Annotated in this window: 10 protein-coding genes and 1 pseudogene; 5 read left to right on the top strand and 6 right to left on the bottom strand. The window is 59.1% G+C overall.

The features are described from left to right. Window positions 1-40: 40 nt before the first annotated feature. Entirely contained in the window at window positions 41-793 is a 753-nt protein-coding gene (locus ABSG47_RS10875; protein ID WP_424169706.1) for a DUF2461 domain-containing protein, read from the top strand. Window positions 794-1,100: 307 nt separating this feature from the next. After that, window positions 1,101-1,397, top strand: a complete 297-nt coding sequence (locus ABSG47_RS10870) for an HU family DNA-binding protein (RefSeq protein WP_424169705.1) — start codon at window positions 1,101-1,103, stop codon at window positions 1,395-1,397. Window positions 1,398-1,469: 72 nt separating this feature from the next. On the opposite strand, the gene ABSG47_RS10865 is transcribed toward ABSG47_RS10870, so the two are convergent. From ABSG47_RS10865 to ABSG47_RS10850, 4 genes are read right to left on the bottom strand one after another with little or no spacing between them, the layout of a single operon-like run. Beyond that, window positions 1,470-2,201, bottom strand: a complete 732-nt coding sequence (locus ABSG47_RS10865; RefSeq protein WP_424169704.1) for a methyltransferase family protein — start codon at window positions 2,199-2,201, stop codon at window positions 1,470-1,472. A 39-nt stretch (window positions 2,202-2,240) separates the two neighbouring features. Next, window positions 2,241-4,901, bottom strand: coding sequence for an ABC transporter permease (locus tag ABSG47_RS10860; protein WP_424169703.1), 2,661 nt, complete (start codon window positions 4,899-4,901; stop codon window positions 2,241-2,243). 8 nt (window positions 4,902-4,909) lie between these two features. Next, on the bottom strand, window positions 4,910-7,630 hold the full coding sequence (locus tag ABSG47_RS10855) for an ABC transporter permease (protein WP_424169702.1): 2,721 nt from the start codon (window positions 7,628-7,630) through the stop codon (window positions 4,910-4,912). Between the two features lie 3 nt (window positions 7,631-7,633). Further along, complete coding sequence (locus ABSG47_RS10850) at window positions 7,634-7,972, bottom strand: PadR family transcriptional regulator (protein WP_424169701.1); 339 nt, start codon at window positions 7,970-7,972, stop codon at window positions 7,634-7,636. A 164-nt stretch (window positions 7,973-8,136) separates the two neighbouring features. Between ABSG47_RS10850 and ABSG47_RS10845 the strand changes: the two genes are divergently transcribed. Further along, on the top strand, window positions 8,137-9,468 hold the full coding sequence (locus tag ABSG47_RS10845; protein ID WP_424169700.1) for an amidohydrolase: 1,332 nt from the start codon (window positions 8,137-8,139) through the stop codon (window positions 9,466-9,468). 4 nt (window positions 9,469-9,472) lie between these two features. Here ABSG47_RS10845 and ABSG47_RS10840 read toward each other — a convergent pair whose 3' ends face one another. Beyond that, window positions 9,473-10,822 (bottom strand): serine hydrolase domain-containing protein, encoded by a 1,350-nt coding sequence (locus ABSG47_RS10840; RefSeq protein WP_424169699.1) that lies wholly within the window; start codon window positions 10,820-10,822, stop codon window positions 9,473-9,475. 115 nt (window positions 10,823-10,937) lie between these two features. Here ABSG47_RS10840 and mnmE point away from each other — a divergent pair, with 115 nt between their 5' ends. Continuing rightward, a complete protein-coding gene (gene mnmE / locus ABSG47_RS10835; protein WP_424169698.1) occupies window positions 10,938-12,323 on the top strand; it encodes a tRNA uridine-5-carboxymethylaminomethyl(34) synthesis GTPase MnmE in 1,386 nt (461 codons plus the stop codon). Between the two features lie 259 nt (window positions 12,324-12,582). Then, window positions 12,583-13,488, top strand: a complete 906-nt coding sequence (locus tag ABSG47_RS10830) for a DMT family transporter (protein ID WP_424169697.1) — start codon at window positions 12,583-12,585, stop codon at window positions 13,486-13,488. Between the two features lie 39 nt (window positions 13,489-13,527). Here ABSG47_RS10830 and ABSG47_RS10825 read toward each other — a convergent pair. Continuing rightward, window positions 13,528-13,637: pseudogene (locus ABSG47_RS10825) on the bottom strand (IS5/IS1182 family transposase); the annotation flags it as partial.

The raw sequence follows: 13,637 nt of genomic DNA, 5'->3' as shown, positions 1-13,637 counted from the left end.
TGGAACGCGGAGGAGTGTTTTTTGTTAGCCTGCCAGTACTATGTCTCGTACCGTGAAAACTGCTTTCGAGCCTGCTGTTCCCTACTTCCGTCCCGAGGCGCTGAAGTTCCTACGTGATCTGGCGCGGCATAATGATCGCGAGTGGTTCCAGCCGCGCAAGGCTGTCTTTGAAGCTGAACTGAAGGAACCGATGCTTGCTGTTGTGCGCAAGGTGACGGAGGCGATGCTGGAGTTTGCGCCGCAGCATGTGCGGCCGGCAGAGAAGAGCTTGTTTCGCATTTATCGCGATACACGGTTCGCCTCCGACAAGCGGCCGTACAAGACGCATGTGGCGGCGTGGTGGTCGCACCAAGGAATGGGAAAAACCTCTGGCGCGGGATATTACTTTCATGTGAGCGCAAAAGAAGTGGTGATTGCCGCCGGTGCGTATATGCCGGAGAAGGATCAACTGGCCGCGATTCGGAATTGGCTGCTGGAAAATCACGAATCCTTCAGAAAACTTGTCCAAAAGCCCACCGTGCGCAAGCACTTCACCGAGTTCGACGGGAATGCTTTGACGCGGCCTCCGAAGGGCTTTCCGGCGGAGCATCCGGGGATGGACCTCATCAAGTGCCGGCAGTGGGGACTGAGCGCGACACTGCCGGCAGAAACGGCTCTGGATAAGAATTTTGCCGCGATGGTCACCAAATATCTCAAGCTGACTACGCCGATGGTGGATGCGCTGAATACACCGATTGCAGCGGCGCTGAAGCCGCAGAAGAAAGTTTTGTTCGGGCTGGGAAGTGGGTTTTAGAGGCTGGCGAAAGCGCTAACACTGTCCAAAATCGGGCAAAAACAGGCAATTTCGGGAGAAATACCCATAAAAGCCAACAAAACTTGTGGAAAATCGTACTTTTTACCTTGACTTTAAGGGCTGTCAGGCCGCATGGTGTTGAACGGTAGGGTTCTCTGGACCCGCATGAATACAGGGGTTTCGTTCACACGTTGCCTCAGTCGACTCCCTCCATGCGGTCCCGGCGCGAGCGGTCTTGAAGTAAGTGGAAGGACACTGCGGCGAGCGGAAGCCCAAGGCAACATTTTGATCTTTAAGGAGAATACGAATGGCATCTGGATTGACGAAAACCGCATTGACACGCCACCTGGCCGAGAAGATGGAACTGACCAACAAGCAGGCTGCGGCCTTCCTGGACCTGTTGGCTGAGACCGCCATCAAGGAAACGAAGAAGAACGGTGTCTTCGTGATTCCTGGCATTGGCCGCTTGAAGAAGGCAGAGCGCAAGGCCCGCATCGGCCGCAACCCACAGACGGGCGAAGCCATCAAGATCAAGGCGAAGACCGTGGTGAAGTTCACTGTAGCCAAGAGCGCGAAGGACATCATCGCGCCCCCGAAGAAGTAGTTTTCAGGTTCGCATCAAGAAGCGGGAGAGGCTGAGGCCTCTCCCGCTTTGCTTTTGGTGCGATATTGATGGTTATTCAGCAGGCGCGGCGCTCGGGAAGAAAGCGCGCGCGACGAGCGAAAGACCGAAGCTGATGAGATAGGCCCGGCCGAGAAGTGTTGCGTCATAGCGCCACCAAAGAATGGCTGTGGTGACAAAGACGCCGATGGGGGTGAGTTCGGCAAAGACTGCGCGCAGCCAGTGCGCGGGACGCGGACCGATGGGCAGTGCGGTGCGCAGGCGCAGTATGAGGCGCGGCACCGATCGCAGATAGGCCTGATAGGGCTCGCCAAGTTTGTCGCTGAGAAATTGTTCTTCGCCGAGAATAAGGCGGAGATCAAAGAGCGGAACCAGAATGAGGACGAATACCGCTCCCGAGATGGGCATGGCGAAGGCCATGGCGGCAACCATGAAGATGACGCCGAGGTAGAGCGGGTTGCGCACGTAGCGGTAAGGGCCGCTGGCCATGATTTTCCCGGCGTTCATGCTGGCCGCATGGACGATACCGGGATCAAGATATGCGGTTCCCCAGACGCGGAGCCACACACCGAGCGCAGCGATGAGCGTTGCAACAAGGATGACAATGGGCGTGGCGTAAGCAAAGCTCACCACACCGAGGCGGCTCAGTTCAAGCGCGAGCCATTCGAGAAGCGAGATGCGGCGGCCCAGATTCCAGTACTCGATCCATGGAGACCAGAAGCCGAGAATGACAAGGACAGCGTGAATGAGGACGCGGAGACGGAATTCAAGTGCGGATGCGCGCATAGGTTCTCTATAGGCTATACGCGCAGGCTATGTCGGGTCTCAATCCGCGCGCAGAGCGACCATGGGATCGACAGCGGCGGCTCGGCGGGCGGGGATCCACGCAGCAGCAAGCGCTACCAGAAGCATGAGCGCAGGCACGGCGAAGAGTGTGGCGGGATCGAAGACACCGACCTCAAAAAGGAAGCTGCGCAGCACACGGCTCAAAGCGATAGTGGCAACGATGCCTGCTGCGCAGCCTGTGCCCGCCAGCAGGAGGCTCTGGCGGACAACATCCATGACGATTTGCCAGCGTTGCGCGCCGAGAGCGAGGCGCAGGCCGATCTCGCGGACGCGCCAGCTGACGATGTAAGCGATGAGGCTGTAAACGCCGACTGCGCCGATGATGAGCGCGAGCGCGCCGAAGCCGAGCAGCAGAACGGCAAGAGCGCGAGGGGCGGCAACGGACGAGGCGACGACTTCATTGAGCGTGCGCACTCGTGTGACAGGGACTGACGAATCGATGCCGGCGACAGCCCGGCGTAAGCCGGATACGGATTCAGCAGGTGTGGCTGGGCCGCGGAGAAGCGCGAACATGACGGGATGCTCATGTGTGGGCGTGATGGGCAGATAGACCTGATCGGCGAAGTCGCCATCCAGGTTGCCATCGTGGGTGTTGCGGACGACGCCGACAATTTCGACAGCTGCGGCGGCATCCCAGACGGCAGGCGTGGCTTCATCGTTGACGTCGAGGAGATGCTTGCCGATAGGGTTCTGGTGTGGCCAGAGGCGTTCGGCCATGTGCTCGTTGATGACGACGGCGCGTGTCGCCCCGGAGGCATCCTGTGCGGTGAGCAGGCGGCCGCGGACAAGGCGCAGACCGATCAGGTCAAAGTATCCCGTAGAGATGGCACGGCCAGTGGCGAGCGATGCGCCTGCCTGCGCGTTGCGGGGGTGGTCCTCGGCGTCGTAGACGTAGCTGCCGTCACGGCCATTGAGGGGAAGGGTATCAGCGAGTGCGACCTTGTCGATGCCGGCAATGCCGCTCATATACTCAAGCAGCGTTTGAAAGAAGGTGTTGCAGCGGCCTGCAACACTGCAGGCGGAAGAGTCGAGTGAGACCTCTGCGGTGACGATGCGCTGGGTGCGGAAACCGGGATCGACCTGCGAGAGTTTGTAAAGGCTGTGCAGGATGAGGCCCGCGGCAGTGACGACCATAACGGAAAGAGCGATCTGCATCACGACGAGCACCGTGGACGCGCCGAAACGGCCTTTGCCAACGAGGCCACGGCTGCCGAGTCGCAGAGATTCGAGTAGATTGAGCGAGGCCATGCGAACGGAAGGAATGATGCCGAAGAGCAAGCCTGCGAGAACAGACGCGCCAAGGGTGAAAAGAATGTCCGAGGGCCGGAGCGAGATGTTTTCGATGCGCGGCGTGCCCGCGGGCAGCAGGCGCACGAAGATGCGGAGGCTGGCAAAGGCTGCGGCGAGGCCGACGACTCCGGCGGTGATGCCGAGGACGATGCTTTCCGAGAGGAACTGTTGGATGAGGCGGCGCGAGGATGCGCCGAGCGCTCCGCGAATGGCGATCTCACGTTCGCGCGATGTGGCGCGGGCGAGCATCATGTTCGCGACATTGGCGCAGGCGATGAGCAGAATGAGTCCGACGGCGCCGAAGAGCAGCAGCAGGCGCGGCCGCATGTCGCCGGTTTCGGATTTGAGCAGCGGAACGACGGTCATGTCGGAGGCCCAGATGTCGGGCATCTGCCAGGGAAAGACATGCAGGAGCATATTGTGCAGGCGGCCTAGTTCAGCCCGCGCCTGGCTGGAAGCGACGCCGGGGGCGAGACGACCGAAAATGTGGAGGTCGAATGGGCGCCAGGGATCAAATTTGTCGGCGCGGTTGTACGAGACGGGGATGAGGAATTCAGTGTCCGTGTAAGGGAACCGCACACCGGCAGGGAGCACGCCGATGATGCGGCGTGAGGTGCCGTTGATGCGCAGTGTGCTGCCAAGCGCGGAGGGCGCACCGGCAAAATGGCGCTGCCAATAGCCGTAGCCGAGGACGACGTCGTTGTCCTGGCCGGCGACTTCATCGTCTTTGTTGAAGAAGCTTCCGATTGCGGGGTGAATGCCGAGTGTGTCAAGCGCGTTGATAGTGACGTATGCGCCAAAGACGCGTTCGGGAATGTCGGAGTCGGTGAGATTGAATTCGACGTCGTCGCCATAGCCTGCGATGGAAGAGAAAGCGTGGGATTGCTCGCCGAGGGCACGAATCCAGCCTTTGGGTGCTAGCACGAGATTTTCTCCGACGACTCGCATAAGGCGGTCCTGATCCGCGTATGGCAGCGGACGCAGGAGGATGGAATCGACGAGGGTATAGATGACGGCGTTGGCGCCGATGCCGAGAGCAAGCGTGAGGATGGCGGTAAGCGCGAAGCCGGGAGATTTGCGCATCTGGCGTAACGCGAAACGAACATCCTGCAGGATGCCTTCGAGGAGAGGCAGCGTAGCGCGGTCGCGGTAGGCCTGGCGAGCCTGTTCTTCGCCGCCGAGCTGGATGAGCGCTTGGCGGCGTGCTTCTTCCGATGTAAGGCCGGCGCGAAGGTTGTCTTCTGTGTGCATGGCGATGTGCGCGTAAAGCTCTGAGTCGATTTCCGTGCGCGTGCGGCCGATGTGCAACGTAGCGAAGAGACGTACGATCCAGGCTCTGAGTTTGCGCATGATACCTCCTATTCGGTTCGCAGCGCGTCGGTTGGATTGATGGAAGCGGCGCGGCGTGCGGGGATCAAACAAGCGAACAGCGCGATGCAGCACAGAAATGCCGCAGAGGCCACATAAATCAAGGGGTCTGCAGCATTGCCAGCAAGCAGGCTTGCCCGCGCGCCCATGGCGGAGTTTGTGTAAGACACGCCGGCTATGGCGCGCGACAAAATAAATGCGCAGATTATGCCAACGGCGGTGCCTATGGCGGTTATTGCCAACCCCTTACGTACCACCAGGTACAGCACGTGCGCGGGCTGCGCTCCCAGAGCCATGCGTACGCCTATCTCCTGCGTGCGCTGCGCCACCCAGTATGCCATGACGCTGTATAGTCCCACGGAGGCCAGCAGGATTGCGATTCCCCCCATGACGATCATCACGCTTGCGGCCACTTTTTGCGGATAGAGCGAAGCGCCGATGAACTCCTTGAGTGGAGCGGCGTCGAAGACTGTGACATTGGGATCGATTGCGCGTGTCTTTGTGCGCAGTGTGGTCAGAACACTGTCCAGGTCTCCATGCGCACGTACATAAAATGCCAGATTCATGTCTTCGCGATAGACCTGGCGGAATGGCACGTAGAAGTAGGGCGTTGCACCTTCGCCCAGGTAGTGATATTTCGAATCTTTTGCAACACCTACGATGCGGAATAAGCTTCCCCATCCGTGAACTTTCTTGCCGATGGGATCGCGACCGGCAAAGAAGCGCCGCGCAAAGGACTCATTGACGATCATCGATCCGATATCCGGGACTTCGTTGTCGTCCTCGGTAAAGTTGCGGCCCTCCACGATGGGAATGTGCATCAGCGGCAGGTAACCGGGAGAGATGACGTTGCGGAAGATGTTCATATTCTCTCCGGGCTGTCGCGCATAGCCTTCGATATCGAGCTCTTCCCACCAGCTTGGCTCGAAACCAAGCGGTATGCCATCGGAATACGCGATGTCGGTTACACCCGGAGCTGTGGACATCTGTTCTACCAGGCGGCGGCAGAATTCCTTGCGATGCTGCAAGCTGTATCCGTTGGTGTTGAGATAGAACTGGCTTAGCAGTACGCCATTGGGGTCGAACCCCGGATCGATGTTCATTGTTTGCTCGAACGCGCGCGCAAAGAGACCTGCGCCTACCAGTGTGACGAGCGCCAGAGCTACTTCTGCGGCGACCAGTATGGAGCGTAGACGATTGTGCGAGCGGCCTGCGGATCCGGAGCGCCCGCCATCATTCAAGCGTGTGTTTAGATTCATGCGGCTTACCTGCAGGGCGGGCAGCAGCCCCGCGGCAAGCGAGGTGAATACGCATAACCCCGCAATGAAGGCGATGACAGTAAAGTTGGGCCGCGTATCGAATGCGATCAGAGATTGCGCGGATCCGGGCGGCATGAGCAGCTTGAGTGAGCGTGTGAGCAGCGGTGTGGAGGCGATGCCGAGCAGTGCGCCGCAGGCAGCGAGCAGCAGGCTTTCCGTGAGCACCTGGCGGATGAGCCGTCCGCGCCCGGCGCCAAGAGCGAGACGCGCGCTGAACTCCTTCTCGCGATGGGTGGCGCGCGCCGTCAGGAGATTGGCAACATTGACGCATACGATGAGCAGGACCAGGATGCTGACACCCATGAGAATGCGCAGCGGTCCGGCGAGAAGACCTTGCGGTCCGTGCGGCGACTCTGCCGGTGGCAGCAGTGTGGCGCTCATGCCAAGACTTACGTCGGCATTTGCAATTGCCATGCGGTCTGCGAGTGCCTTCAACTCCTGTCGCGCCTGAGCGAGAGTGACGCCAGGCCGGAGGCGCGCGATGCCCAGCATGTTGCGGTTGTGGCGGTCGCGGAGCATCCACTCCTTGACGCTGTTGAGCGCGGGCTGCTGCATGTAGGGCACCCAGAGGTCGTACGAAACCACGGGGAGGGAGCCGTGAAACTGCGGAGCAGCTACGCCAACTACTGTCAGCTCATGCTGGTTGATGCGGATCGTCCTGCCAACGATGGATGGGTCGGCGCCATAGTGCGAGCGCCAGTAGCGATCGCTGATTACCGCGATGGGAAAGTTGTTAGGCGTATCGGCGTATTCGGCGGGAAGAAACAGGCGACCCACTTCGGGCTTTACGCCCAGTACTGCAAAAAAGTTGCCGCTCACCAACTCACCCCATACGCGCTCGGCATGGTCTTTGCGACCTACGCTGAAAGCAGAAGGGCGCGATACGGCAACGCCGTCGAGGAGCTTGAGATTTTTGCGGAAATCGATGAAATCCGGATACGAATTCGGCACCAATTCGCCGTTTGGCGTAACTGATTCCAGAACGACAAGCCGGCCTGGATCGGCAACACCGCCGAGCGGCTGCAGCAGAACGGAGTTAATCCACGAAAACGCTGTCGCGCTTGCGCCAATACCGATGGCGAGTGTGAGCACTGCGGTGAGGGTGAAGCCTGGAGATTTGCGTATCTGTCGCAGGGAAAAGCGGATATCTTGTACGATGCCTTCGAGGATGGGAAGCATGGCACGGTCGCGGTAGGCCTGGCGGGCCTGCTCTTCTCCCCCGAGTTGAATGAGGGCCTGACGACGAGCCTCTTCGGGGACGAGCCCGGCGCGGAGATTGTCTTCCGTATGCATGGCGATGTGCTCTGAGAGCTCCTCATCGATCACTGTGCGGGTGCGTTGCATGTGCAATGTGGCGAGAAGGCGAACGATCCAGGCTCTAAGCTTGCGCATGGGTTATTCCTCTGCGGGCGCGAGGAAGCGCGCCAGTATAGCGGTTGTTTGTTCCCACTCGGATGCGGCCTTGCGGAGCTGACGCTGGCCGGCTTTGGTGAGCTCGTAGAACTTGGCTTTGCGGTTGTTATCGGAGGCGCCCCAATGCGAGCGGATGTAGCCTTCCTGTTCGAGCTTGAGCAGTGCGGGGTAGAGAGTACCGTAGTTCAACTCGATCTTGTCGCCGCTGGTTTGCTCGATGCGACGGGCGAGGCCATAGCCGTGTTGCGGTCCTATAGTTTCGAGGGTTCTGAGAACCATGAGAGCCAGCGTCCCCTGCCAGACATCGAATTTTCCGCCCATGCGAGGTCTCCTATGGCGATCCAATAGAAAGAACTGTACGCCAGCTCCTATGGGAACGCAATAGGAAAAAATTTAAGATTCATTAAACCTGCGGAGTGTGGCACAAAAATGGCTGTGTTAGCCTGACGCCAGTTCACTTCCATATTGGTTTCCGGAGAATGCCCATGCGTTCGTGCCTGTTGATTGTCGGCGGTATGTTATTTGCGGCTGTGCCTGCGATGGCGCAGGCGCCAGCGGATTTGTCTTCGTCTGTGCAGGCTCAGCTACCGGAGCTTACGGAGACTTATAAGCATCTGCACCGGAATCCTGAGCTTTCGCACCATGAGGAGCAGACCTCGGCGTATCTGGCTGGGGAATTGCGGAAGCTGGGCTACATGGTGACGGAGCACGTGGGCAACTACGAGGACGGGGCGCATGCCTATGGGATTGTGGCGGTGCTGGAGAATGGCGCCGGGCCGCGGCTGCTGATCCGTACCGACATGGATGCGCTTCCTGTAGAGGAGAAGACGGGGCTGGATTACGCCTCGACGGTGAAGACGACGAACGCGCAGGGGCAGAATGTGGGCGTGATGCATGCATGCGGGCACGACATACATATGACGGTGCTGCTGGGAACGGCACGGGAGATGGCGGCGCGCAAAAGCAAATGGCATGGGACGCTGATGCTGATCGGGCAGCCGTCGGAGGAGACAATTGACGGAGCGAAGGCGATGATGGAGGACCGGCTGTATGAGCGGTTCGGGAAGCCGGATTATGTGCTAGCCGAGCATGACACGAATGAGTTTGCGGCGGGAACGATTGCTGTGAAGGCGGGGCCGCTGCTGGCGGGAGCTACTTCAGTCAATGTGGTAATTCGCGGCGTGGGCAGCCACGGCTCGGCACCGCAGGCGGGCAAAGACCCGATTGTGCTTTCGGCGGAATTTATTCTTGCCGCGCAGACAATTGTGAGCCGGCAGATGGACCCGCAAATTCCGGCGGTGGTGACGGTGGGCACGATTCACGGCGGAACGAAAAATAACATTATTCCTGAGGAAGTGACGATGGGGCTGAGCCTGCGATCGTTTTCCGATGAGGTTCGCGCGAAGATGGTAAGCGAGCTTGATCGCGAGGCGAAAGGATTGGCCGAGGGTTACGGCATTCCCGCGGACCGCATGCCGACTGTGAAGGTCTTTGAAAATACGCCTGCAACAATCAACGATCCTGGGCTGAATGCAAAGATCAGGGCGAGCGGTGAGGCGGCTCTGGGCAAAGAGAATGTCTTCGATGCGCGACCGGTGATGGGCAGCGAAGATGTGGGCCAGTTTTCGCAGGGCGGAACGATTCCTGCTGTGATGTTCTGGCTGGGGGCTGCGGATTCACAAAAGCTGGCGGAGAGCAAAAAGAGCGGAGTGTCACTGCCGATGCAACACTCGCCGCTGTTTGCACCGGTTTATGAGCCGACGATTCGGACGGGCGTGACGGCGGTGACGGCAATGGCGCTGGACATATTGCGGTAATGCGTTATTTTGCCGGATCGACTAGAGCCTGATAGACCGCGGCATGGGCTTTGTATTCGAGCGGATGATTGTCCGGGCTGGACATGCGCTGAATCATGCCGACGAAGACGATGTCGTTGGTGGGATCGACCCAGAACCAGGTACCGGCGGCGCCATCCCAGAAGAATGTGCCTTTGCCGTCAGTGAGGCTGGCGGCAGGCGGATCGTAGATGACGGCGCAGTTGTAGCCATAGCCGAAGCCGGGACGCATCTGCGAGAGGCCGATGCCGAACTGGCCGTATGTGCCGTTGATGACGGGCTCGGGCACGTGATTGGTTGACATGAGCTTTACGGTGGATGGCGAGAGAATGCGCTTGCCGTTGAGCATGCCGCCGTTTGCGAGCATGGATGCGAAGCGGTAGTAGTCCTCGATGGTGGAGACGAGGCCGCCGCCGCCGGATGGCATGGTGGGTTGCGCGGTGTAGTCGGTGGGGATGCCGTTTTCCGTGGGCAACGCGACGATCTGCTTCTGCGTGTCGTCATAACGATAGTTGGTTGCAAAGCGCTTGCGTTTCTCTGCGGGGACGTAGAAACCGGCGTCCTTCATGCCGAGTGGCGTGAAGATGTGATCGCGGTAGAAGTCAGGCAGGGATTGGCCGGAGATCTTCTCGACGATATAGCCTTCGACGTCCATTGAGACCGAATACATCCAGCCTTTGCCGGGCTGGTAGTTGAGCGGAATGGTGGAAAGCTTGTCGATCATCTCCTGCAGGTTTTTTGATTGCATGACCTGCTTGTCGCGATAGATTGCTCCTACCTCCGGAAGACCAAATCGGTCGTAAGAAAAGCCGGCAGTGTGGGACATAAGCTCGCCGATAGTGGGCGTGTGATCGGCGTCTGCGAGGATCATTTTTCCGTCGGCGTCCTTGCCTTTGTAGACCTTTAGATGTGCTAGTTCTGGGACGAACTTTGAGATGGGATCGCTGGGAAGCCACTTGCCTTCTTCATAGAGGATCATCATGGCCACGCCGGTGACGGGCTTGGTCATGGAGTAATCGCGAAAGATGGTGTCAGTGGTCATGGGCACGCCAGCGGCGAGATCGCGTTTGCCATAAGTGTGGAAGTCGACGACTTTACCGTGGCGCGCAAGAAGCGTGATGGCGCCGGAGAGTTGCTGGTGGTCGACTTCATCCTGAATGAGCGTGTGCAGACGCTCAAGCCGCTCGGAAGAGAAGCCCAGTGATTCGGGCTTGACGACGGTGAGGTCGAGAGGGGCTGCAGATGGAGGATGCATGGGCTGCTGCTGTGCAGGGAGAAAGACAGCAGTGGAGACGAAGAAGGCGCAGGAAGCAATGGCGTAGCGGCAATTGAGCATGGGTTTTTTCGCGAGGAAAATAGCGGAACCTTTATATCAGAGCGACGGCGAAGATGCCGATGGGCTTGGAGTGCGCGCGAAGAGTGCCAGCTGATTCCCTACAATAGAAAGCTGCATGAGTGAGATTGCAGACAAGCCGGTTGCCGTGGATACGATCGCGGCGATTTCTACCCCGCCAGGGCGTGGCGGGATCGGGATTGTGCGGCTGAGCGGGCCGGAGGCGGCGGAGATTGGCGTACAGCTTGTGCGGCTGCGGCAACCGCTGGAGCACGGGCATGCGCGGCTGGCCGATGTGTTGGACGCAGATGGCGCGGATGCCGAGCAAATTGATGAAGCGATGGTGACGTACTTTGCCGCGCCGAACTCGTACACCGGCGAGGAGCTTGTCGAGATTGCAGCGCATGGCTCACCGGTGGTGCTGGAACTGCTATTACGGCGCGCTCTGAAACTCGGTGCGCGATTGGCAGAGCCGGGCGAGTTTACGCAAAGGGCGTTTCTGGCGGGAAAGATTGATTTGACACAGGCGGAGGCGGTGCGCGACCTGATTGATGCGCAGACGCTGACGCAGGCGCGGGCAGCGGCGAGCCAGATGGGCGGCGCGCTAAGCCGGCGCGTGACGCCTGTGAAGCAGGACCTGGTGGAGTTGATTGCACTGCTCGAAGCGGGGATTGATTTTGCCGAAGACGATGTTGAGGTAACTGGCACAGACGAAATTGCGCAGCGGATCGGAGATCTGACTCCACCACTTGAGGCTCTGGCGGGATCGTTTGCACGCGGACGAATTGTGCATGACGGATTGACGTTGGCGATTGTGGGCAGGCCGAATGTGGGTAAGAGCTCGCTTTTCAACCAGCTTGTTGAGTGCGATCGGGCCATTGTGACGGCAACGCCTGGCACAACGCGCGATACGGTATCTGAGCGGATTGCGCTGGATGGGATTCCGCTGGAGCTGGTGGACACGGCTGGTTTGCGAGAGGCGCGCGAAGAGGCTGAGCAGATGGGTATTGCGCGCAGCCGGGAAGCCTTGGCAGATGCTGGTCTGGTGCTGATTGTGCTGGATTCAACGCAACCTTTGAACGCGGAGGAGCGTGATCTGTTGCGCGCGGTAGAGGGACGGGCAGCGCTCATTGCCGCGAACAAGAGCGATCTCAAGAGCGAGGCTGCTGCGGAGATAACAGAATTCGGGAATCTTTCGGCCGTTGCAACGTCCGCGCTGACTGGCGAAGGGATTGCCGAACTGCGCGAGCGAATTGTGGAACTGGCGACGGGCGGCGCGGCGAGTGAGCCGGGGATGCTGACCAGTCTGCGGCATTACCAGGCGGTGACGACGGCGATTTCTGCACTGAAAGACGCTCTGAGGGCGAGTGAAACCGGCATTCCCCACGAAATGATTTTGATTGATCTGTACCGTGCACTATGGGCATTGGACTCACTTACGGGACAGACAGCACCGGACGACATCTTGAATCTAATCTTCTCGACGTTCTGCATTGGAAAGTAAATCTGAGTCTCATCCGGTCTCATGCATGCTAGGTGTTTAGTCCCAGCATTTGATGCAGAATACTTTTCTGAGCGCGAGAAGGAGGCACTATGGGACAGGCTCTTCACGGGAGCGCCCGCACGATAGCGGCGGTCTGTCAAGCAATACGAGATAGTCAAGAGAGCATGAGGGCTTTGGTAACCTTGAAAGAGATGGTGCCCTCTCCCCCAGTCCCCTTTCCATTGGCCCTACTGACCAGCCGCTGCATTGACGAGGCGTGATGACGCGCCGTGTTTCGCATTGGGAAGCCATTGGGCTGGCGCTGGCTGGATTTGCCTTCTGGGTGTTTACGGATACGAGCATCAAGCTCGCCGGAAACTCGCGGCTGCCGGTTTACGAGATCTCCATGTCGATGGGGCTGGTGTCTGTGGTGGCGCTGTTTCTGCGCGCCGCTGCGCAGAAGAATCTGCCGGTGTTGCGGCCGCGGAATTACAAGGCGCATGCGGTGCGGTCGTGTCTGGACCTGGCGAATAACCTTTGCGTGGTGGTGGCGCTGCGGCATTTGCCGCTGACGCTGTTTTACATCCTGGTGTTTCTGGCGCCGATGGTTACGGCGCTGCTTTCGGCGGTGTTTCTGCGGGAGCGGTTGAGCTGGCAGAAGATTGCGGCGGTGCTGCTGGGATTTGCGGGGGTGGTTGTGGCGGTGAATCCGTTTGGCGCAGTGCGGCAGGGAGATTGGATTGGCTATGCGGCATGCATGGTCTGCGTGGCGTGTTTCTCGGCCAATATGGTCTGGTCGCGGGTGTTGACGCAGACAGAGACGCCGGAGAGCCTGACGTTTTCTTCCGGGATGATGCTGACGGTTTTCGGTTCGCTGATGCTGCTGTGGCATGCGGAGCCGCTGACGATGCGGCTGACGGGGACGCTGCTGGCTGTGGGCATCTTTTATACGCTCGGGACGATGTGCTTCTTTTTTGCGCTGAAGCATACTTCAGCGGTGCATGTTTCGCAGTGCCACTATACGCAGCTTGTGACCGGTGCGATTGTTACCTATATCCTTTGGCGGGAGACGCCTACGGTGTTCATGATTGGCGGGGCGGTGTTGATTGTTGTTGCCGGGTTGCTGATGGCGATGGCTATGGGGCAGAAGCATCATAGTAATCCTGAGTTTTTTGCTGGAGATTGAGGAGTTATCCTGTGCAGCTCTGAGTTTTAGGGCGTGTCATCAAATGAGCCATATAGTAGAAGCGGCGAGGTGTATTGCAGCGAGGAAGTTCCTGGCGGTTTTGTCGTAGCGGGTGGCGATACCTCGGAAGAGTTTGAGTTTGGCGAAGA

It is taken from the genome of Occallatibacter sp. (assembly GCF_049510455.1).
Lineage (GTDB): Bacteria > Acidobacteriota > Terriglobia > Terriglobales > Acidobacteriaceae > Telmatobacter.
Note: the sequence above shows the minus strand (reverse complement) of the source record. Positions and strands in the feature narration are given on the sequence as shown.

Bases quoted from the DNA above. Each gene is read 5' to 3' on its own strand.
- ABSG47_RS10875 (WP_424169706.1), top strand. From the start codon at position 41: ATGTCTCGTACCGTGAAAACTGCTTTCGAGCCTGCTGTTCCCTACTTC.
- ABSG47_RS10870 (WP_424169705.1), top strand. From the start codon at position 1,101: ATGGCATCTGGATTGACGAAAACCGCATTGACACGCCACCTGGCCGAG.
- ABSG47_RS10865 (WP_424169704.1), bottom strand. From the start codon at position 2,201: ATGCGCGCATCCGCACTTGAATTCCGTCTCCGCGTCCTCATTCACGCT.
- ABSG47_RS10860 (WP_424169703.1), bottom strand. From the start codon at position 4,901: ATGCGCAAACTCAGAGCCTGGATCGTACGTCTCTTCGCTACGTTGCAC.
- ABSG47_RS10855 (WP_424169702.1), bottom strand. From the start codon at position 7,630: ATGCGCAAGCTTAGAGCCTGGATCGTTCGCCTTCTCGCCACATTGCAC.
- ABSG47_RS10850 (WP_424169701.1), bottom strand. From the start codon at position 7,972: ATGGGCGGAAAATTCGATGTCTGGCAGGGGACGCTGGCTCTCATGGTT.
- ABSG47_RS10845 (WP_424169700.1), top strand. From the start codon at position 8,137: ATGCGTTCGTGCCTGTTGATTGTCGGCGGTATGTTATTTGCGGCTGTG.
- ABSG47_RS10840 (WP_424169699.1), bottom strand. From the start codon at position 10,822: ATGCTCAATTGCCGCTACGCCATTGCTTCCTGCGCCTTCTTCGTCTCC.
- mnmE (WP_424169698.1), top strand. From the start codon at position 10,938: ATGAGTGAGATTGCAGACAAGCCGGTTGCCGTGGATACGATCGCGGCG.
- ABSG47_RS10830 (WP_424169697.1), top strand. From the start codon at position 12,583: ATGACGCGCCGTGTTTCGCATTGGGAAGCCATTGGGCTGGCGCTGGCT.